The 18,716-nt window shown below is 61.3% G+C and carries 21 protein-coding genes and 3 pseudogenes; 17 read left to right on the top strand and 7 right to left on the bottom strand.

Annotated elements, in window-relative coordinates; genetic code table 11:
- Window positions 1-9: 9 nt before the first annotated feature.
- Window positions 10-435 (top strand): thioredoxin, encoded by a 426-nt coding sequence (gene trxA / locus NJU76_RS21865; protein WP_254532597.1) that lies wholly within the window; start codon window positions 10-12, stop codon window positions 433-435.
- Between the two features lie 853 nt (window positions 436-1,288).
- On the opposite strand, the gene NJU76_RS26785 is transcribed toward trxA, so the two are convergent.
- The gene (locus NJU76_RS26785; protein WP_340681241.1) at window positions 1,289-1,585 is read right to left on the bottom strand and encodes a helix-turn-helix domain-containing protein; all 297 of its coding nucleotides are present in this window, start codon (window positions 1,583-1,585) and stop codon (window positions 1,289-1,291) included.
- A gap of 20 nt (window positions 1,586-1,605) precedes the next feature.
- Between NJU76_RS26785 and NJU76_RS21875 the strand changes: the two genes are divergently transcribed.
- The 6 genes and pseudogenes from NJU76_RS21875 to NJU76_RS21900 all read left to right on the top strand — a co-directional run.
- Complete coding sequence (locus NJU76_RS21875) at window positions 1,606-2,952, top strand: FAD-dependent oxidoreductase (RefSeq protein ID WP_254532598.1); 1,347 nt, start codon at window positions 1,606-1,608, stop codon at window positions 2,950-2,952.
- Window positions 2,953-3,254: 302 nt separating this feature from the next.
- Window positions 3,255-3,473 carry a YgaP family membrane protein gene (locus tag NJU76_RS21880; protein ID WP_254532599.1) on the top strand — a complete coding sequence of 73 codons (219 nt, stop codon included), beginning with the start codon at window positions 3,255-3,257 and terminating at the stop codon, window positions 3,471-3,473.
- Window positions 3,474-3,904: 431 nt separating this feature from the next.
- Window positions 3,905-5,050: an NAD(P)/FAD-dependent oxidoreductase gene (locus NJU76_RS21885; RefSeq protein ID WP_254532600.1), complete on the top strand. Its 1,146-nt coding sequence runs from the start codon at window positions 3,905-3,907 to the stop codon at window positions 5,048-5,050.
- 2 nt (window positions 5,051-5,052) lie between these two features.
- The gene (locus NJU76_RS21890; RefSeq protein WP_254532601.1) at window positions 5,053-5,679 is read left to right on the top strand and encodes a helical membrane plugin domain-containing protein; all 627 of its coding nucleotides are present in this window, start codon (window positions 5,053-5,055) and stop codon (window positions 5,677-5,679) included.
- Window positions 5,680-5,939: 260 nt separating this feature from the next.
- The gene (locus tag NJU76_RS21895) at window positions 5,940-7,190 is read left to right on the top strand and encodes an RNA-guided endonuclease InsQ/TnpB family protein (protein WP_254532602.1); all 1,251 of its coding nucleotides are present in this window, start codon (window positions 5,940-5,942) and stop codon (window positions 7,188-7,190) included.
- Window positions 7,191-7,250: 60 nt separating this feature from the next.
- A pseudogene (locus NJU76_RS21900) lies at window positions 7,251-7,649 on the top strand (DUF7344 domain-containing protein); the annotation flags it as partial.
- 75 nt (window positions 7,650-7,724) lie between these two features.
- Here NJU76_RS21900 and NJU76_RS21905 read toward each other — a convergent pair.
- Genes NJU76_RS21905 through NJU76_RS21915 form a run of 3 tightly spaced genes read right to left on the bottom strand, consistent with a single transcriptional unit; the run spans window position 7,725 to window position 8,841 of the window.
- Entirely contained in the window at window positions 7,725-7,976 is a 252-nt protein-coding gene (locus NJU76_RS21905) for a HalOD1 output domain-containing protein (protein ID WP_254532603.1), read from the bottom strand.
- A gap of 35 nt (window positions 7,977-8,011) precedes the next feature.
- Window positions 8,012-8,593 carry a DsrE/DsrF/DrsH-like family protein gene (locus NJU76_RS21910; RefSeq protein ID WP_254532604.1) on the bottom strand — a complete coding sequence of 194 codons (582 nt, stop codon included), beginning with the start codon at window positions 8,591-8,593 and terminating at the stop codon, window positions 8,012-8,014.
- Window positions 8,594-8,595: 2 nt separating this feature from the next.
- A complete protein-coding gene (locus NJU76_RS21915; RefSeq protein WP_254532605.1) occupies window positions 8,596-8,841 on the bottom strand; it encodes a sulfurtransferase TusA family protein in 246 nt (81 codons plus the stop codon).
- Window positions 8,842-9,087: 246 nt separating this feature from the next.
- On the opposite strand from NJU76_RS21915, the gene NJU76_RS21920 reads away from it, so the two are divergent.
- Genes NJU76_RS21920 through NJU76_RS21935 form a run of 4 tightly spaced genes read left to right on the top strand, consistent with a single transcriptional unit; the run spans window position 9,088 to window position 12,520 of the window.
- Window positions 9,088-10,281, top strand: coding sequence for an MBL fold metallo-hydrolase (locus tag NJU76_RS21920; RefSeq protein ID WP_254533928.1), 1,194 nt, complete (start codon window positions 9,088-9,090; stop codon window positions 10,279-10,281).
- Window positions 10,282-10,295: 14 nt separating this feature from the next.
- Window positions 10,296-10,853, top strand: a complete 558-nt coding sequence (locus NJU76_RS21925; protein ID WP_254532606.1) for a YeeE/YedE family protein — start codon at window positions 10,296-10,298, stop codon at window positions 10,851-10,853.
- Entirely contained in the window at window positions 10,853-11,311 is a 459-nt protein-coding gene (locus NJU76_RS21930) for a YeeE/YedE family protein (RefSeq protein WP_254532607.1), read from the top strand. The genes NJU76_RS21925 and NJU76_RS21930 overlap by 1 nt, the downstream gene beginning before the upstream one ends.
- Window positions 11,312-11,338: 27 nt before the next feature.
- The gene (locus tag NJU76_RS21935) at window positions 11,339-12,520 is read left to right on the top strand and encodes an inorganic phosphate transporter (RefSeq protein ID WP_254532608.1); all 1,182 of its coding nucleotides are present in this window, start codon (window positions 11,339-11,341) and stop codon (window positions 12,518-12,520) included.
- Window positions 12,521-12,614: 94 nt separating this feature from the next.
- Here NJU76_RS21935 and NJU76_RS21940 read toward each other — a convergent pair whose 3' ends face one another.
- The gene (locus NJU76_RS21940) at window positions 12,615-13,460 is read right to left on the bottom strand and encodes a universal stress protein (protein ID WP_254532609.1); all 846 of its coding nucleotides are present in this window, start codon (window positions 13,458-13,460) and stop codon (window positions 12,615-12,617) included.
- A 360-nt stretch (window positions 13,461-13,820) separates the two neighbouring features.
- Here NJU76_RS21940 and NJU76_RS21945 point away from each other — a divergent pair, with 360 nt between their 5' ends.
- From NJU76_RS21945 to NJU76_RS21965, 5 genes and pseudogenes are all read left to right on the top strand, one after another.
- The gene (locus NJU76_RS21945) at window positions 13,821-13,970 is read left to right on the top strand and encodes a DUF7512 family protein (RefSeq protein ID WP_254532610.1); all 150 of its coding nucleotides are present in this window, start codon (window positions 13,821-13,823) and stop codon (window positions 13,968-13,970) included.
- Window position 13,971: 1 nt separating this feature from the next.
- A complete protein-coding gene (locus NJU76_RS21950; protein WP_254532611.1) occupies window positions 13,972-15,003 on the top strand; it encodes a sulfite exporter TauE/SafE family protein in 1,032 nt (343 codons plus the stop codon).
- Between the two features lie 71 nt (window positions 15,004-15,074).
- Entirely contained in the window at window positions 15,075-15,482 is a 408-nt protein-coding gene (locus tag NJU76_RS21955) for a helix-turn-helix domain-containing protein (RefSeq protein ID WP_254532612.1), read from the top strand.
- A 143-nt stretch (window positions 15,483-15,625) separates the two neighbouring features.
- Window positions 15,626-15,730, top strand: a pseudogene (locus NJU76_RS27360) (DUF8168 family protein); the annotation flags it as partial.
- Entirely contained in the window at window positions 15,727-16,668 is a 942-nt protein-coding gene (locus NJU76_RS21965; RefSeq protein WP_254532613.1) for a hypothetical protein, read from the top strand. The pseudogene NJU76_RS27360 and the gene NJU76_RS21965, both read left to right, overlap by 4 nt.
- Window positions 16,669-16,886: 218 nt before the next feature.
- Here the strand turns inward: NJU76_RS21965 and NJU76_RS21970 are convergent, their stop codons facing one another.
- Window positions 16,887-17,150, bottom strand: coding sequence for a DUF7521 family protein (locus tag NJU76_RS21970; protein ID WP_254532614.1), 264 nt, complete (start codon window positions 17,148-17,150; stop codon window positions 16,887-16,889).
- Entirely contained in the window at window positions 17,150-17,509 is a 360-nt protein-coding gene (locus tag NJU76_RS21975) for an ArsR/SmtB family transcription factor (protein WP_254532615.1), read from the bottom strand. The genes NJU76_RS21970 and NJU76_RS21975 overlap by 1 nt, the downstream gene beginning before the upstream one ends.
- A 541-nt stretch (window positions 17,510-18,050) precedes the next feature.
- On the opposite strand from NJU76_RS21975, the pseudogene NJU76_RS21980 reads away from it, so the two are divergent.
- Window positions 18,051-18,326: pseudogene (locus NJU76_RS21980) on the top strand (carbamoyltransferase N-terminal domain-containing protein); the annotation flags it as partial.
- Window positions 18,327-18,716 lie beyond the last annotated feature (390 nt).

Here is an 18,716-nt window from a genome sequence, read left to right on the forward strand (position 1 = left end):
CTGCCAGCTATGACCGACGACGAGACACTCGAGGAGATTCGTGAGCAGAAACTCGAGCAGCTTCGCGACCGTGCTGCGGAAGAAGACAGTGACGAAAACGAAACGACTCGAGAGAGTCCGACGGAGCCGTTCCCAGTTCAGGGATCGGCGGGTCTGAACGAAGCCGTCGCTGACCACGATGTCGTCCTGGTCGACTTTCACGCTGAGTGGTGTGGCCCGTGTCAGATGCTCGAACCGGTCGTCAAGTCGATCGCGGACGACACCGATGCAGCCGTCGCGAAGGTCGACATCGACGACAACCAACCGCTCGCTGCCGAGTACGGTGTCCGCGGGGTCCCCACGCTCATTCTCTTCGTGGACGGACAACCAGTAGAGCGACTCGTCGGAATGCAAAACGAGTCGCAACTCCGGAACGTCGTAGAGAGCCACCTCTAAGGTGACATCCTCCCATGACTGCAGTCATGGGCTTCCCACGCCGTACCGCACCGCGCTGGATTGGGTGTTTGCAGGTTTGCGGGCCACCGTCGCGGGCGGGGTTGGAATCCCCGCCCGCGACCCATGTAGCGAGGGATGGGCCGCTGGCGGTGCCACGCCGCCGGTACTCCCATCCTCGCCCCGTTCGGATCCGACGTTTTGGTTCCGCCGGAACCAAAATGGGGCGTCAGCGGACTCGGAGTTACGTGTCTCGCGTGTTGAAGCCCGACGCTTGGTTTTTGTTCCCACGAAGGGCACGTCCCGTTTCCAGGATGGGCGGACACTCGAACCGCCAGTTTCGGGCCATCGGTTGCCGAAGGGGTCGTAGCCTTCGGACCGACGCGATAAGAGACGCGGGCAACACTCAAAAGCGTTGCCCGCAGGATGTGTACGGCGCGTATCCCACGACTGAAGTCGTGGGTTTTGCGCCTGTTCAATACTATAAGCGGATCACTTCTGCCGTGACCCGTCCCGTATCGAACTATGTGACTCCTGCGAAGAGAGAAGCGTTCAACTGGCACCCGAATCCCTCTAGTAGTGGAGCGACCGTTCTTGCGAGTCGTGGTCGACGACCATGGTATCCAATGATACCCGACAGTCATGGGCGCCGGTTTATTCGGGTATCGCGAGCACCATCGGACCGACGGGTGCGGTCTCGTGGAACCCCCAAACCTCCTCGACATATCTCGAGGCGCTCGTCACCCCTCGGATCAGGCGCTGTGAACTGACTCCTGCTTGGATTTCGTTTCGAATCATTCCGCGAGGAACCACTGGATGATGCTTCCCTCGGCCCTGTTGAGTATTTCGCTGCAGGTTACCTTCGAGATGTCGAGTCGGTCGACGACATCTGTTGGTGTCGCTTCTCGCGCGGGGTCGCGTAGTAGCCGGCCTCGAGCGCAGTCGCCAGCACGTCCTGTTGTCGATTCGTCAACAGTCGATCTCTGGATGTCTCTCGTCGGACGGAGCGCGACCGTGCAGCGACTCGAGGAGATCCTGTCGGAGTAAGCTCCGTCGACAGACGGACTCGAATCGTTGTCGGCCGCTTCAAACGGCTCAACAAACCAGGACCTGAATCCACAGTATTGGGAATTGCGAGAAATACTTTAGACACTGCTGCACCTAGGTACGGATATGGCCGACACTTTCGTCGTCATCGGCGGTGACGCGGCGGGAATGAGCGCAGCGAGCAAGGCAAAACGGGAACAGCCAGATCTAGAGGTGATCGTCTTCGAGAGAGGGGAGTGGGTCTCCTACGCTGCCTGCGGGATGCCGTACTACGTTAAAGGAGCCGTCGAGTCGCTGAACGGCCTCGTTTCAGTGACTGCAGCGGAGTTCCGGGACGAACGAGACGTCGACCTGCGGACGGGCCACGAGGTCGTCGATGTCGATCCGGAAGCCAAGACGGTGACTGTCGATGCCGGCGACGAGACCTACGAGCAGCCGTACGACGACCTTCTGGTCGCGACCGGGGCGAGCGCGATCGAACCACCGTTCGACGGATTGGATCTCGAAGGGGTGTTCACCATCCACAACATGGACGAGGCTGACGCGATCGAGGAGTACGTTACCGAGCGGGGCCTCGAGACCGCGGCGATCGTTGGCGGTGGATACGTCGGTATCGAGATGGCCGAAGCGTTGTCCGCCCGCGGCGTCACCGTTCACCTCTACGAGATGCTGCCCCACGTCCTCCAGCCGTTCGGCGATACCGTTGCCGAGGTCGTCGAAGAGCACCTGCGCGAGCAGGGGATCGAACTACACCTCGGGACGGCAGTTTCGGGATTCGGCGGCGACGAACGGGTCGACACCGTTCGACTCGAGAACGAGTCGGTTCCCGCCGACATCGCGATCGTCGGCGTCGGCGTGGTACCGAACGTTGACCTCGCAGAAGCGGCGGACATCGAACTCGGACCGACCGGGGCGATCGCGACGGACGAGTACGGACGCACGAACTACGAAAACGTCTATGCGGCAGGCGACTGTGCTGAAGCGCGCAACGTCGTGACCGGCGATCCGGACCACGTCCCGCTGGCCTTGACCGCTAATCGTGCGGGACGAGCGATCGGGCAGACGGTGACCGGATCTCCGACACCGATCGGAGATATCGCAGGAACGGCCATCGTAAAAGCGTTCGAGTTAGGGGCCGCTCGAACAGGTATCGTCGACGAAGAACGGGCTCGCGAGGCGGGCTTCGATCCCGTCTCTGTCACGATCTCGGCGCCGACGCGCGCGCACTACTATCCCGGCGGTGCGGAACTCACAGTCACGCTACTCGCCGATCGCGAAACCAGTGCGGTGCTTGGGGGAAGCGTCGTCGGTCGGGAGGGCGCAAAGCGCGTCGATTCGATCGCGATGGCGCTGCACGCCGGCATGACCGTGACCGAACTGCAGAACGCGGACCTGGCGTACGCACCGCCGTTCAGCCCCGTATGGGGCCCGGTCCTCACGGCGGCGAAAGTCCTCAGCGGAAAACTAGAATAGCGACGGCCGATCGGCCCGGAGGGCCTCGATCGGTCGCTTTGTGACGTCCCCTCCCGCCGCGATGGGCATCGAGATTCGTGTCGCAATCGAGGTCGAGGACGGTCGCCTGAGGGCGACCGGTTTCGGTGACGGGAAACCGTTCGAACCGGCGGGAGTCCGATGCTATCCGGCCGAGGCCGGACGATTCGAGCGTTCGTTTCATCGGTCCGTTGCGACACGAATCGGGCTCCACTTTACGCTCCATTTCCATCGAACTCGGAACTCGAGAAACGTTTAACACTTTATCGTCCGGATTTGTAACTATGAAGCACAATATCGGTTCAGCTGATCGGGTCGTGCGGCTGATCGGTGGCGCGTTACTGGTCGTGATCGGCGTCGCATCGCTCGCGGGACTCCTCGAGTTCGGGACCGTCGCAGGTGTGGGTGCAGTTTTGATCGGCGCCATCTTCCTCGGGACTGCGCTTACCCGGGTCTGTCTCGTGTACCGACTTCTGGGCATCGAAACGTCCGACTCCTCGTAGGGTCGGTGCGTCGACACCACTGGCACCCTCGCCAACACAGCGAACGGTTCGCTGTTCATCCCGATCCTCGTCGTCACTCGGACGTGGGTCGGTGGACGCCCATTTCTCAACGGATTGGAGCGCCGGTCCGAGCGACCCGTCAGTGCTGAACTGATTCCTGGTGATAGTGATCCGCCACGAGTCACGTGGGCTGTGTGACCGGCCCACTCTCGTAAGTGAACAGAACCGTCACCACTGAAAGATATTTTGGTTATCTTGGGGTTTATGTACAATACTAATGCGTGGGCTGTTCAAGATTCGACCGTACCGATGACAAATTCAGACATCAAATCCGCTGTGATTGTCGGTGCTCGAGGGACCGCACGTCTCGGACCGTCGACAAATCCCATCGGAGTGACGAACGGTCGCCACGAAATCGACGGTGAGAGCGCGTGACTGAACACGTCCTCATCGTCGGCGGGGGGACCGGCGGGACGGTCCTCGCAAACGACCTCGCCGACAGACTCGAGGCGGAACTCGACGCCGGCGACGTTCACCTCACCCTGGTCAACGACGACACCGATCACGTGTACAAACCGGTGTGGCTGTACGTCCCGTTCGGGAAGCGCGAACCCGACGACGGACGACGACCGTTATCTGAACTGATCGACGATCGGATCGATCTTCATATCGATCGGGTGACCGGGATCGATACCGAGACACAACAGGTGCAGTTCCGGAATCGGTCTCGGCCGGTCGAGTACGACTATCTCGTTCTCGCGACCGGTTCGACGCTCGCGCCGGACGAGATTCCCGGACTGGTCGATGGCGGACACAATTACTACAGCGAGTCTGGTGCGACCGCACTCAGGGACGAACTCCTCTCGTTCACCGAGGGACGGGTAGTGCTCAGCGTCATTGGAACTCCGCACATGTGCCCTGCCGCCCCACTCGAATTCGTTTTCATGGCCGACGACTGGTTCCGGGAACGAGGACTTCGTAAGGACGTCGAGATGACGTTCACCTCCCCCATCGAGCGCGTTCACGGGAACCCACAGGTCGCGGAGTGGGCGCGTCCACGGATGGACGACCGCGATATCACCGTCGAGACGGGCTTCGACGCGGCGGCGGTCGATCCAGACGACGAAACCGTCCGGTCGGCCGAGGGAACGACGATCGACTACGATCTCCTCGTCTCGATTCCGCCACACCGCGGCATCGATCTCATCGAGGACGTCGGACTCGGTGACCGGGGCTGGGTCGACGTCGACAAACGGACGCTCGAGGCCGAGGCCGCCGAGAACGTATACGCGATGGGCGATACGGCGGCGACCGGCGCTCCGAACGCGGGGAGCGTCGGCCACTATCAGGCCAGCGTCGTCGGACAGCGGATCACGAGTGAGGTTCGCGGCCGGCCGCCGACGGCGACCTACGACGGCAAAACGCTCTGTTTCATCGAGACGGGAATGAACGCGGCATCGTTCGTCGAATTCGATTACGAGAACCCACCGTCCCCGGTCGCCCCGTCCGAGAAGATCCACTGGGCGAAACTGGCGTACAACGAAGCCTACTGGCTAACCGCACGGGGGCTACTCTGAACATGTCCGACGATACCGTCCGGGAGCCGGACGACCTCGAGGCCGTCATCGCGGCGAACCCCGAAGGAGTCGCGAATTTCGTCCGCCGACTCGACTCGGTAAACGAACTGCTGGACGTCCTCGCGCTCGGCGAGAGCGCGCTCACCGACGAGATGGTCGTCGAACTCGCCGACACCGGGTCGACGATCCTCGAGTCAGCGGACGGGCTCGCGACCGACGAGACCGTCGTGTTGGCCGAGCAGATCGGAGCGAACGGCAGCGAATTGCAGGACGCGATCGAGACGTTGCTACGCCTCCAGCGAAGTGGAACGCTGGACGAACTCGCCGAACTCGCCGAAGTCGGCTCACTCCTGACGGCTGCGCTGGACGACGAGATGGTTACGACGCTCGTTGGAACGGGCGAATCGCTCGGGGAAGTGGCGGAAACGGCTGCCGATACGGATACCAGCGCCGGTCTGGAAATGCTTCTCGACGGGATCGGAACCGCCGAACGGGGCGACATCGACCCGATCGGTCCAGTCGGGATGGTACGTGGCCTCCGCGATCCGGATGTCCAGTATGGACTCGGATACCTGCTCGCAGTAGCGCGTGCCATCGGGCGCGAACAGGATCGCACCGAATCGGCCTGACCGTCCCGGTTTCGAGGACGATCCGAGTCGACATGTCCATCGTCACACTGGCACGTGGAGACGTGTCAACGCCAGTTCCATTACAGGATGTCGACTCGACAGACAATACTTCGTCTATCTTTAATCAGCGAGAGAATCCCGGCGTTTACGCCGGGCGTGAATCGCGTCACTCGACTACCACTCCACCGTCGATAGCAGACTGGATATTCAACACTAATCCATACCATACCATTAAGTTGGATTGTCTACATAGGCTATATATGGCGATTCAGGTCACTCGTACCTACAGTGGTTCCATCCAGAACCAGCGACAGGTCTGCGAGAGCCTTGATTCGCTCGGCGATTCTGCCTCGAAAATCTGGAACGTCGCACGCTGGACAGCCGACCGCATCTGGGAAGAAACTGGCGAAATTCCCGATGAAGGAACGCTGAAAGCGTACATGAAGACCCAGTCGTGCTGGAAAGACTTGAACGCACAATCCAGTCAGAAAGTCATTGAAGAACTTTCTGACGCTTTCCAGTCGTGGTTCGACCGCCGACAGACAGACGATACGGCGAATCCGCCCGGCTACCGCAAACACGGCGATACCCGTCCTCGCCCCACGGTTACCTTCAAAACAGACGGATTCAAACACGATCCCGAGAACAACCGCGTTCGCCTCTCAAAAGGCTCGAACCTCAAAGACTACTGGTCGGACTTCATCCTCTGTGAATACCAGACACGCCCGGACGTTGACCTCTCAGAAGTCAACCAGGTACAGAATGTCCGAGCAGTCTGGAACGGCAACGAGTGGGAACTGCACTTCGTCTGCAAAGTCGAACTCGAAACCACCGATTCGGCATGCGACGGAGTGGCAGGCATCGACCTCGGAGTCACGAACATTGCCACGGTCGCGTTTCCAGACGAGTACGTCCTCTACCCCGGCAACTCGCTCAAACAGGACAGGCACTACTTCACCCAAGCAGAGTACGACACCGAGGGTGAGAACGGGCCGTCAGAGACGTCGATGTGGGCACTTCGGAAACTCGCAGAACGGGAAACACACTTCTACCACGCCCTTACGGGCACCATCATCACCGAATGCGTCGAACGAGATGTTGGCACGGTCGCGGTGAGTTGGCCTGAGAAAGTTCGAGAATCGGATTGGGGGAAGACCGGAAACAAGAAGTTACATACGTGGGCGTTCGACCGCATCTACCAGTATCTCGAGTACAAAGGCGAAGAACGTGGCGTTGAGGTGCTGAAGGAGAACGAGTGGAACACCTCGAAGACGTGTTCACAATGTGGCGATGACACGAAGTCGAACCGTGTCGAACGTGGCTTGTACGTCTGCTCGTCCTGTGAGTTGGTTGGGAACGCGGATTGTAACGGGGCGGAGAATATGCGCCAGAAGATAACTCCGAGTCCTCATGGTGAGGATAGGAGTAACGGCTGTGTGGCACAGCCCTCGACACACCTGTTCGACCGCGAGAGCGGGACGTTTCACACGAGAGAACAGGTCGTGTCGTAGACCGGCAAATAACCCAACCTGCGGGACGGGAAGCCCCGGCGTTCACGCCGGGGAGGATGTCACGCCTCCGGTGAATTGCTCGACGAAGCGTGTCTTCCGTACGCAACGGACGCCATAGAGCGGGGAGTCTCGTTATACGCGGGGACGAAGAGTACGGACGCTCGAGAGTTTTTCCGCGAGAGTCTTCCGGAAGCGACGATATGGGATCCACAGATGGATTGGATGTACGAGCAGTCGAACTTTCCGAAGGTAAGCCGACTCATCGTTGCCGACCGCGAGTCCGTCGTCGTTGGCCTCTGGAGGGACGGACCGGACGGGTCCAAATCGGAGGTTGCGATGGTCGGGGAGGGGAAAACCAATCCGCTGGTGGTACTCGTTCGGGAACTGTTAGGGTCGCGGCTGGATCATCTCGACTATCAGAGCGACGATTTTCTCGGAAACCTTCCGTTTGAGACCTAACGAAATCCTGTCCCCGTGAGGACCGGTCGAATACCGAGCGACCGACCGTGTCGCTCGAAGCGAGAACCGATGGAATCACGTTCGATCGAGTTCGACTTCGCCGTCGCTCGTGACGACGATGTCGTGACCCTGATAGGTGAACTCCACTTCGAGAGTGACGTCTGAATTATACGACCCGTGTTTGACGAGTTTGTTCAACGCGTCGGGGTCGATCACGTCGGCTATTGGCGGAGATATCGATACGGGGTCGACGTCGTCAGCTGCGGCGATCGTTCTGATGACCTGTTCTACTGCCGTTCGATCATTTCGGGGTGAGTAGGGAGTCATTAGCTGATCGGAAGACGGGACGGGTGGTCGATCGCTCAGACCAGTAACTGAACGTCCGATTCGGCCATGTGCTGGAGGGCGGTCGCCGCGCCGACGCCGGTGGTGACACCGTCGTAGAAGTCGTCCTCGTCGTAACCCATCAGTTCGATGGTCATCTGACAGGCCTGGAGTTCGACGCCCTGATCGATGGACAGATCGATAAGCTCCTCGATGGTAGCCGTGCCGTTTTCGTCGATTTTCTTCTCCATCATCCACGTCGCCATCCGGTCCATTCCGGGAAGCGCGGCGAGAGCGTTCGGCATCGGCATGTTCGGGTTACCCACCGCCGATAGTTGCAGGTTCGACGACTTCTCCTCGTGGAGAATGTCGAGTCCCCAGAAGGTGTGGAAGACGACGACGTCCCAGCCGAAGGCGGCCGCCGTGCTCGCCAGGATCAGCGGCGGGTACGCCATGTCGAAACTGCCCTGGGTAGCGATGATCGTCATCTTCTGCTGATCGTCGCCTGTCTCGGTTTCGAGCGCAGCGACTTTGTCCTCCAGCTCTTCGAGACGAGCCTGCAGCACCTCCTCGGTCATCGGCTCTCCGTCAGTCGCGTGTGAAGGTGTGTCTGTACTCATTTTCACGCGGTCTTCTGCACGTAGTGTCTGTACACGTTGCCGTCTTCGACCTGCTCGAGAAGGTCGACGCCGTTTGTGCCCGCCGCCCAGCCGTCGATGTCGCTCATGCTGCCGGAGTCAGTCGCGACTACCTCGAGGACCTCGCCTTCAGCGAGGTCGTCGACAGCAGACTTGGTCTTGACTACCGGCATGGGACACGATGCACCTTTCACGTCGAGCGTCTCCGCGATATCGAATTCTACACTCATAATGTATCACTCCGTGTTCTGTATTGGAGTCAATGCACAATATTGGGCCTGCCGTTATAAAAGTGTCGATTATTGTGGCGAGCGCAAACAACTGCGCAGCGATAAACCGTCGAAAAAAACTCAGGACGGGGATGATGTGCAATATTGTGCGCGAAGCGCGTGTGTTGAATGGGTCGGTATTGTATGAATAGGGAACTACTATGCAAACTCTTATATGCCGGCGTCCGGTAGATGGCAGTGTACGATATGAACGCAGAAGACTTCCCGACTCCGGACGCCGACATCGACACGGTCACCCCGGAGACGTTGAAGAGCCGCATCGACGCGGGCGAGGACGTCACGCTCCTCGACGTGCGAATGGAATCGGACTACGACGAGTGGCGAATCGAAGGCGAGACCGTCGAGTCGATCAACGTCCCGTACTTCGAGTTCCTCGAGGACGAGATCGACGACGAGGTCCTCGCGCAGATTCCCGACGATCGCGAAGTAACGGTTCTCTGTGCCAAGGGCGGTTCGAGCGAATTCGTCGCGGGTACGCTCGCGGAACGAGGGTACGACGCCAACCACCTCGAGGACGGGATGAACGGCTGGGCACGCATCTACGAAACCGTCGAGGTCACCGACTACGACGGCGCGGGAACGCTGTTACAGTACCAGCGACCGTCCTCGGGCTGCCTCGGCTACTTCGTCTACGATGACGGGGAAGCAGCGGTCATCGACCCCCTCCGAGCGTTCACTGACCGCTACCTCACGGACGCCGACGACCTCGGCGTCGATCTGAAATACGCGATCGACACGCACATTCACGCCGATCACATCTCGGGCGCTCGGACGCTCGATGCCCTCGGCGTAGAGGGCGTCATTCCCGAGGCCGCAGTCGACCGCGGTGTCACCTACGCGGACGAGGTGACGACGGCCGCTGACGGCGATACGTTCGACGTCGGTGACGCCACGATCGAAACCGTCTACACGCCCGGTCACACGACGGGTATGACCTCCTACCTCGTGGACGACAGCCTGCTCGCCACCGGCGACGGACTGTTCGTCGAGAGCGTCGCGCGTCCCGACCTGGAGGAGGGTGACGACGGCGCACCCGACGCAGCGCGGATGCTCTACGAATCACTTCAGGAGCGCGTCTTGTCGCTCCCCGACGATACCCTCGTCGGCGGCGCACACTTCAGTGACGCCGCCGAACCGGCCGACGACGGCACGTACACTGCCCCCGTCGGCGATCTCGTCGAGGACATGGACGCGCTCACGATGGACGAAGACGAGTTCGTGGAACTGATCCTCTCGGATATGCCGCCGCGGCCGGCCAACTACGAGGACATCATCGCGACGAACCTCGGTCAGCAAGAGGCCGACGACGACGAGGCGTTCGAACTCGAGCTCGGCCCGAACAACTGCGCTGCGAGCCAGGAATCGCTCGCCGGTGACTAACGCTTCCCCCGACAATGGTACCTGATCCAGTCCCACTACAGTTGACCGCCGAATTGTTCCCGAACGGGATCAGTCGCTACGCGATCGGCGGGTTGCTGGTCGGTCTCGGAACCGTCGTAATCTATCTCGGGACGGGGATCCCGGCCGGCGCGAGTACGTTCCTCGAGTCGACGCTGTCGTACGTGTCCGGCCAGTCGCGGTTCATGCAGTACGTGTCGTCTCGGGACTGGCGACTTGTGTTCACGCTCGGCATCATCCTCGGCGGACTGGCGTTCGCGGCGACAGTCCAATCCGGGGTGATCACGACCTCGCTCTATCAGCCCGGAACGACCGGTGAACTGTACGAAGTCGGCGGCGTGACGCTCTGGTCGACCGACGTGCAGGCTTGGCGGCTGCTGGTCGGCGGCGTGTTCGTCGGGATCGGCACGCGCATCGGGAAGGGCTGTACGTCTGGCCACGGGGTCTGCGGGGTCGGCTCGGCCTCGAAGACGTCACTCGTCGGCGTGGCGACGTTCCTGACGGTCGCCATCGTGACCGGCCAAATCGTCGCAGCACTGGGGGTGAGTCCGTAATGGCGGACCGCCATCCCCTGTTCATGCCGCTGGTTCTCGTCGGCGGCCTGATCTTCGGCTTCGGGCTCGGGTTTAGCCATATGGCGCGCCCGGAAGTCGTATTGAACTTCCTGCAGTTCGAGGACTTCGGACTGCTGTTTGTCATGTTCGGCGCGGCGATCGTCTCCGGGATCGCCTTCGCGGTGATGCCCCGGATCAGCGACAGTGCGCCACTAACTGACAAGCCGTTCGAACGCCGGTTGAAGTCCTTCGACCGGAACGTCCTGGTCGGCGGCGCTATCTTCGGCGTCGGCTGGGGCCTGTCGGGGATCTGCCCCGGGGCCGCGTACGCCAGTCTCGGTATCGGGAACGTCACCATCCTCTGGGCGCTCGCCGGGATGTTCATCGGCGCGTACCTGCAGGGGCGGTGGCGCAGTCGGGCCGTCAGCGCCGACTCGGTGGCGACGGGTGCCGACTAACACGCTCTTTTCGAGGCGCCCCCTGCAATGGAATTGACAATTATCGCGCTGTTCGTGACCGCCGGACTCGCGAGCTTGTTCATGGCGTGGGTCATCGGAGCGGGCTCGAGCGGTGCGACGCCCTTTGCTCCGGCGGTTGGTGCGAACGCTATTTCGACGATGCGCGCCGCGTTCGTGGTGGGCATTTTCGGACTCGCGGGAGCCGTCACGCAGGGAGCGAACGTCTCGGAAGCCATCGGTCGTGGACTCGTCGGCGGCGTGAGTCTGCCGGTGATGGGCGTCATCATCATTCTGCTGATCGGAGCCGGCCTCATGGCCGTCGGTATTCGAACCGGCTATCCGATCGCGACAGCCTTTACCGTGACCGGCGCAGTGATCGGCGTCGGCCTCTCGCTCGGCGGGACCCCGGTCTGGGCGAAATACCAGCAGATCGGAGCCGTCTGGGTCCTGACACCGTTCGTCGGTGGCGGGATCGCTTACGGCATCGCGAGTGCGCTTCCCAGGACCGACGTCCCGGAACGATTCAGCATCCCGCTGCTCGCGGGCCTCGTCGGTGCTGTCCTCGCGAACGTGGAGTTCGCGTTTCTGGGACCCGACGGCTCGGCGGGATCCGCGGCAGGGCTCGTCCAGCGCGTGGCCGGTCTCGAGGGCGGGGCCGCTACGGTCGGCCTCTCGGTGGCGATGGCGGTCGCCGTTGCAGGGATCGTATACTGGGACGTCCGGCGTGACCTGACCGGCGGACTCAGGCGGGTGTTGCTGGCGCTCGGTTCGCTCGTCGCGTTCTCGGCCGGCGGTAGCCAGGTCGGACTCGCCGTCGGGCCGTTGTTGCCACTCCTCGACGAGGTTGTGGCGGTCTCGACGACCGCCGTCCTCGTCGGCGGCGGTGTCGGTATTCTCGTCGGATCGTGGACTGGAGCGCCGCGGATGATCAAGTCACTCGCCCAGGATTACTCGTCGCTGGGCCCCCGACGGTCGATCGCGGCGCTCGTCCCGTCGTTTCTCATCTCCCAGCTCGCGATCCTGCTCGGCGTACCCGTGTCATTCAACGAGATCGTCGTCAGCGCGATCATCGGAAGCGGTGCTGCAGTCGGTGGGAGCGATGCGATCAGCCCGCGGAAAATACTGCTGACGATCGGCGCGTGGGTCGCGTCGTTCGGACTCGCATTCGCTATCGGCTACGGATCTGTCATCGTGGTCCCGGCGATGTGACCCCCAGAGCGATCCGCGATTCGACGGAACGATCCGCGGTCTCGCGGCCACGCGTCGAGCGATAACACAGTCACGCGGTTTTGCGATTCCGCTGTTACGTCGTCCGCGGCGGTGGGACGAGATACACGTTTCTCTCGGCGTTCGCGATGATCGACTCCGAGACGCTCCCCAGCAGCAACCGGCGGAGTCGACTCTGACCGCGCGATCCGAGTAGGATCGTCGTCGCGTCGGCTTCGTCCGCGGCCGCGAGTATCTCGTCCGCCGGGTCGCCGCGCCGAACGTCGATGCGCGTCTCGATGTCCCATCCTTCGAGTCGTTCTTCGAGGTCCGAAAGTTGCGCAGTCGGATCCTCGCCCCCGGTTGCGTCGGTGTCCGTCGGCGATTCGACGTGGACCAGCGTCGCCGCGTCGGCGCCGTGGCGGAGGGTCGAGAACGCGTCGAACGCTCGCTCCGCGTTTTCCGAGAAATCGGTCGCATAGAGGATCCGCCGGAAGAGGTGCTCGCGGCGAACCTCGGGCTCGTCGGCCCCACGCTCGATGCGGGTAACCAACAGCGGGACCACCGTCGTTCGCGCGAGATTGCGCGCAGTCGATCCAATGACGCGGTTCTCGAGTGGGCTCTTCCCACGCGAACCGACGATCGTCAGGTCAGCGCCGACGGTTTCGGCGATCCCGTTGATACGTCGGTGTGGCGTCCCGCGGACGACGTGCGTTTCGACCTCGAAGCCGGTGTCTTCCATCACCGACTGATACTGATCGAGCGCGCGTTGACGTCGCCCCTCGAGATCCATTCCGGGCATCCCTGCGTGAACGTTGGAGGGGACGACGGTGACGAGGTGGACCGTCTCGACGCCAATCCGTGCGAGACACTCGAGACAGGTTTGGTTCTGGATCGCCGCTTCACTCGCCGCCGAGAGGTCGGTTGCGTAGAGCGCTCGCATAGTCGAATGGTAGCGTTCATCGCACAATATTGTTTGTATTGTTCACAATCGATGACTATCCGGTGGCGTTCGTCGGCGGATGCGTGCCGCGAACCGTCAGCGAGTCGCGTCCGTTTTCGGACTCGAAAATGTTTCGCGCGCGACCGGTTTCGGGGTGCGAATTGGACCGATCTGGCACCCCCGCGGATGCCCGCCGTATCCGTATAACGTATGGATATATTTCAGTGGGATAGCCGTGTGATCCGTTGCAGTAATATTGTGTGGGGCATCCAAAACTGTTAATACCCTCATCCGATTAGGGACAGTTGAAGAGAAAGCCATGATACACCCACAACTACACACGAAGGGCGGTGATAATCGATGCTAGGTACCGGAAGCATCGCCGCGATGGCGGACGCCGGTATGCTCATCGGTGTGGTCCTCGTTGAGGCCATCGTCCTGTACGTTGGCTACGGTGCGGCAGAAGAAGCGCTCGCAGAACCGATGGTCGAACGAATCAAGAACAACTAACATGGAGATACTAGGCATAAGTCTGGCGCTGCTGGTGATGTTCGTTGGATTCGGCCTCCTCATCGGAATCCTGTTCGGATTCTTCGGGATGGGAGGGTCGTTCCTCGTAACGCCTGCGCTGTTAGTGATGGGCTACGACGCCAACGTCGCAGTCGGGTCCGGGCTGGCGTTCGTCTTCGGGACGTCCGTTATCGCGACGCTCAAGCACCGTGACCTCGGCCAGGTGGACTACAAACTCGGCGTGCTGATGATCGCCGGCACGACTGCCGGCATCGAGGTCGGTAAGATCGGCCTCGAGTACCTCCAACACATCGGCCTCGCTGGCTCCGTGGTCAGCGTCGCGTATGTCGTCCTGCTGGGCGGCATCGGCGTCTTCGTGACGTACGAAGCCCTGAAGGGCGCCGGCGGCGGCATCGACCACGACGTCGACGGGGACGCTAACCTCGAGGACGAGGAGATTCCCGAGATCGCACAGAAGATCCAGTCCTACCGCGTCCCGCCGATGATCTCGATCCGCGGCGGATTCACGGTCTCGCTGTGGATGGTACTGCTGGTTGCGTTCGCGACGGGGCTACTGTCAGGATTCCTCGGCGTCGGCGGCGGATTCATCCGCATGCCCGCGCTGTTCTACCTGATCGGTGTCCCGGTCCCGGTTGCGGTCGGGACCGACCTGTTCGAGATCGTCTTCTCGGGCGGGATCGGGAGCTTCCTCTACGCGCAATCCGGCGCAGTGGACCTGAGCATCGTCGCGCCGCTGCTGGCCGGGAGCGCACTCGGCGCTCGAGTCGGTGCGGCAGCGACGAACCTCGTCGAGGAAGATGATATCAAGGTGTACTTCGGCATCATGCTGTTGCTCGGTTCCATCGCGGTCGCCGTGCGGGAAGTCGGTGGCCTCCTGGAGATGCCGATCTTCGACACCGTCAGCCTGGCTATCATCCTCGGGGCGGCACTGCTCGTCAGTGGCGCTGTCGTCTACAACGGTGTCACCATCCTTCGCGAAGAGGACCAGACGTCGCCCTCGCCCGCCGACTAGGTTGGCACAGGATTGTACAATCTATACACAAATCTTTTAACGACGCAGTGTCTATCGTACATCGATAACCAATGCCGGATTCGCTGTCCGAACAACTACAGCAGGATATACAGTGCGAGGGACTCCTCGAGTGCTTCCACGGCCTCAAGCAGCTCGACAAAGAGTGTTTCCAGGCGCTCGTCAGTGCCGAAGAGCCGATGACCGTCGACGAAATAGCCGACGCCGTCGACCGCGAGCGCTCGACCGCCTACCGGGCAGTACAGCGGTTGCTCCAGACGGGGTTCATCAAGAAAGAGCAGGTTAACTATGATCAGGGCGGTTACTACCACGTGTACTCGCCGACCGACCCGTCGAAAATCGCCGACGACATGCAGCGGATGTTGAACGACTGGTACGCGAAGATGGGTCAACTCATCCAGGAGTTCGAGGACAAATACGAGCAGACAGACGCGGCCGTAACAGCCGAAGCGGAAGGATAGTACCGGACACCGCCGGCCGCGAGACGTCCCGTTCTTCTTGTTCGCCGTCTCCGTTCTCGGCCCCGTCTTTTCTCCGGCACGTACCGGTGAATTTTTCCACGATCTATGACGATCGCGTCTCGCGCGACGGGCGAGTAGCCGCTCACGACAAGTACGACATGGTGCTCGACGCGAACCTCCGCCGGATCGGCGCGTGGTCTACCGCGCTCCAGTACATCGAGGACTTCCGGGGGGCGTTCGACCGATGACGCGCATCCAGCAAGTTCAGTGGGAACTGGAGATGGACTACATCGGCCACCCGTACTACGTCTCGGGGAACGCCATCATGCACGCGCTCGGTCAGCAGCTCCCGCACGACCTCCACCGGCACCTAAACGCGAGTCACGGCGTCTTCGTGCCCAGTCAGTTCGGGACGTTCCCCGAGGAACACAGTCAGTCGGGCACCCGGCCGTACCTCGGGAGCGGCCTCCCAGACGTCAAGAGCTACAACGACCTGTTCCTGATGCGGCAGGCGTCGCACTCGTGGCTTCTCGACTCCCGGCCGCGAGACGCGCTGAACACGCACGACATCCGCGTCCAGAGCGGCCACCCGGCGCTCTCCCACGAGACGATCATGGGGAAGCCCGACGACGCGCGGAAGCAACAGCAGACGACGAAGTGGTACATCAACGCGTACCTCCACGCCGACCGGGGCGACGTCATCCCACTTGACGAGAGCGCCCTGGACGGCCTCCAGTTCGGCGGGAAGCGCAACTACGGCTACGGCATCACGCGGCTGAAAGACACGCAGGTCGTAGACCTGGAGGCGTTGGACTACTCGCGCCTCGAAGACGGCGAGGCGTTCATCCTCGAACTCGTGACGCCATTCGTGCTGGAGTCGGAGTACCCGAACGCCCACGATCTGGACGTCCCGTGGTGGTGGAAGGAGGACCGCCGCGATCTCCGTGAACGCGAGGAGAAGGTGCTGGAACAGCAGGAGGTGTACAGGCTCCAGACGGTGGACCACGGGCAGGTGGTCGCTTACGAGGGCGACCGTCCGGTGGAGACTGCGAAGAGCAGCATCCTCCGGGTCGGCAGTCACTCGAAGTACGGCTTCGGTGAGCTGCGAGTGAAGCCCGTCGAGCCCGTCGAACCCCGGTCGGACCAGCATCAGAACTCAGAGGAAAAGACGAAGGTCACCGGGTGAGATAGCTCATGCGAGACGGAGGAATCGGCACGAAAAAATCGCGCCGCAGACTGAATAAAGAAATCGTATTTGCAACAACTGCTATCGATCCATTACAAACGCACCCGAACCTACCGATCTGCCTTTCACTCCCGGTGAGGGTCACGAAGGTCCACACGACGCCGATTCGACGAGGAAAATCGTACTGCGGTCGTCAACCGGAACGCCCTGCGGGACGCTCACTTCGTCAGCGACACGAGAACCAGGAGCATCCCGCTCGAGACGATAACTGCTTGGATGAGTGCAGCGGATAAAGTCGTCGCCCCGAACGTCTGGTAGATAAGCCCTTCACAGATCGCCCCCGCACCGATGAACACGAACCCGCCGGCGACGTAGAGCAGCGGCCGTTGATCGTTCCGTCGATAGCCGTGATACGCCAGATACGCGACCGTGAGACTCAAGATGAGCGTAATTAGCTTGGGGAGTACGAACGACGCCTTCATCAGTTTTCACCTCGCAAATCGCCCCAGAGGGCCGTGAAGTTGTCGGCGAGCTCGTCGCGCGTCTCCATTGTCAGCGATAGTTTGCCGTCGGTGAGATCGACGTGGAGCCCCTCGAGCGCCGTCTCGAACTCGCTTCGATGGGATCCGTCCGAGTCGACAGTGTGGCGCTCCTCGATGAGTTCGAGGTCCTTGAGGGTCGATACGCGGCGATAGATCGTCGTGAGGGAGGCGTCGCACTCCTCGCTCAGCGCTTTCGCGGTCATCGGACCCTGATCGGCCGCGACGAGTATCTCTCGTGCGTAGTCGTCTGCGAGGATCTGAAATACGTCCGATGATTTCGGGGAACCTCCGTGTTGCACACGATATGTCCCGATGGTCACCATCAAATAGGCCACGATTTGCAGATCCAGCAAATCGTCACATCTGTAGTCAACTACCCCGCCCTACTCGCGCTGATGCGCTCGTCAAGGACGGGGCTTGCGTGTGTCTTCTCGGCATGGGACTCATGCCGACGAAAGACGCTTGTAGCGCACAGCCAGACGCCAGAGGCAATTTAATTAGACGTGACCTCCACTCTACGCCCGTTCGGTCACGAGCGACGGAGAGGCACAGGGCGTCACGTTCGTTTCGTCGGTCCGTCTTTCGGGGTCGGTTGACTGCGACCCGTCCATGTCGAGAAACGCACCGTGGCTCCGTTGGCACGCCAACCCTCGCGGACTGTCTGTGGCCCGTCATGGACAGTTACTCCAACGATGCGGCCAGTCTTAACAATTTGCGTGCGCTCCTCCCTTCCCTACTCACTCGCTTCGCTCGTTCCTTGAGGAAAGGGACTCCGCTTGACCGGTCAGCGTGTTGAAGTCCGCCCCGCTTGGTTTATAATAGCGTCACTGTCACGGAATCATGACGGATTATCTACTCGCATGTAAACCCGCGGTCGGGCTGTACGGCCAACACGATCCGAGTGCCGTCCTTTTCGCAGACGGGACCCCCGTTTTCGGTGTCGAAGAGGAACGGTACACGCGGGACAAACACGCTACTGAAACGTTCCCCGAACACGCGATTCGGGCCTGTCTCGAGCATCGGGACCTCGAGATTACGGACCTCGATCGCATCCTCCTTCCGTACGATCCGAGCCTTCGCAACGAAATTGCCACCCACTACCTCACAGACGCGATTAGCTGTAATTGAGGGCGCTAACCCCACCTTCTTGTTCACGGCGACGCCGTTCGCATGGTCAGCGGGACCGACGGTCCCGCGCTATCCGCAGCGAGCGAAGCGAGCAGGGAGGGGAGACAGCGCCCGCACGCTTGTTTTCGCGTGAATCGGCACTCTTATTATCCCTTCGGTCGAAGGTGAAAGTAAGATGCTCACCACGCTTTCGGCGGTGTTCAAACGCGACAACAAGCGTGCATCGTCGGTTGTGGTCGAGTGTCCAACCGGTAGGAGCGGGACACTCCGAACCACCTGTAACGGGAAGTCGCCTGCGGAGTCTGGAACCGTCCGCAGAACGTCAACGGCGTTCTGCCGGGCCGCACGAGACGCTCCGCGTCTTGTGGACGCTGTGGG

Source organism: Natrinema gelatinilyticum, assembly GCF_024266705.1.
Taxonomy (GTDB): domain Archaea; phylum Halobacteriota; class Halobacteria; order Halobacteriales; family Natrialbaceae; genus Natrinema; species Natrinema gelatinilyticum.

What these genes read in the sequence shown, in the direction of transcription:
- trxA (WP_254532597.1), top strand. Translation starts at nt 10, where the DNA reads ATGACCGACGACGAGACACTCGAGGAGATTCGTGAGCAGAAACTCGAG.
- NJU76_RS21875 (WP_254532598.1), top strand. Translation starts at nt 1,606, where the DNA reads ATGGCCGACACTTTCGTCGTCATCGGCGGTGACGCGGCGGGAATGAGC.
- NJU76_RS21880 (WP_254532599.1), top strand. Translation starts at nt 3,255, where the DNA reads ATGAAGCACAATATCGGTTCAGCTGATCGGGTCGTGCGGCTGATCGGT.
- NJU76_RS21890 (WP_254532601.1), top strand. Translation starts at nt 5,053, where the DNA reads ATGTCCGACGATACCGTCCGGGAGCCGGACGACCTCGAGGCCGTCATC.
- NJU76_RS21895 (WP_254532602.1), top strand. Translation starts at nt 5,940, where the DNA reads ATGGCGATTCAGGTCACTCGTACCTACAGTGGTTCCATCCAGAACCAG.
- NJU76_RS21905 (WP_254532603.1), bottom strand. Translation starts at nt 7,976, where the DNA reads ATGACTCCCTACTCACCCCGAAATGATCGAACGGCAGTAGAACAGGTC.
- NJU76_RS21910 (WP_254532604.1), bottom strand. Translation starts at nt 8,593, where the DNA reads ATGAGTACAGACACACCTTCACACGCGACTGACGGAGAGCCGATGACC.
- NJU76_RS21915 (WP_254532605.1), bottom strand. Translation starts at nt 8,841, where the DNA reads ATGAGTGTAGAATTCGATATCGCGGAGACGCTCGACGTGAAAGGTGCA.
- NJU76_RS21920 (WP_254533928.1), top strand. Translation starts at nt 9,088, where the DNA reads ATGAACGCAGAAGACTTCCCGACTCCGGACGCCGACATCGACACGGTC.
- NJU76_RS21925 (WP_254532606.1), top strand. Translation starts at nt 10,296, where the DNA reads ATGGTACCTGATCCAGTCCCACTACAGTTGACCGCCGAATTGTTCCCG.
- NJU76_RS21930 (WP_254532607.1), top strand. Translation starts at nt 10,853, where the DNA reads ATGGCGGACCGCCATCCCCTGTTCATGCCGCTGGTTCTCGTCGGCGGC.
- NJU76_RS21935 (WP_254532608.1), top strand. Translation starts at nt 11,339, where the DNA reads ATGGAATTGACAATTATCGCGCTGTTCGTGACCGCCGGACTCGCGAGC.
- NJU76_RS21940 (WP_254532609.1), bottom strand. Translation starts at nt 13,460, where the DNA reads ATGCGAGCGCTCTACGCAACCGACCTCTCGGCGGCGAGTGAAGCGGCG.
- NJU76_RS21945 (WP_254532610.1), top strand. Translation starts at nt 13,821, where the DNA reads ATGCTAGGTACCGGAAGCATCGCCGCGATGGCGGACGCCGGTATGCTC.
- NJU76_RS21950 (WP_254532611.1), top strand. Translation starts at nt 13,972, where the DNA reads ATGGAGATACTAGGCATAAGTCTGGCGCTGCTGGTGATGTTCGTTGGA.
- NJU76_RS21955 (WP_254532612.1), top strand. Translation starts at nt 15,075, where the DNA reads ATGCCGGATTCGCTGTCCGAACAACTACAGCAGGATATACAGTGCGAG.
- NJU76_RS21965 (WP_254532613.1), top strand. Translation starts at nt 15,727, where the DNA reads ATGACGCGCATCCAGCAAGTTCAGTGGGAACTGGAGATGGACTACATC.
- NJU76_RS21970 (WP_254532614.1), bottom strand. Translation starts at nt 17,150, where the DNA reads ATGAAGGCGTCGTTCGTACTCCCCAAGCTAATTACGCTCATCTTGAGT.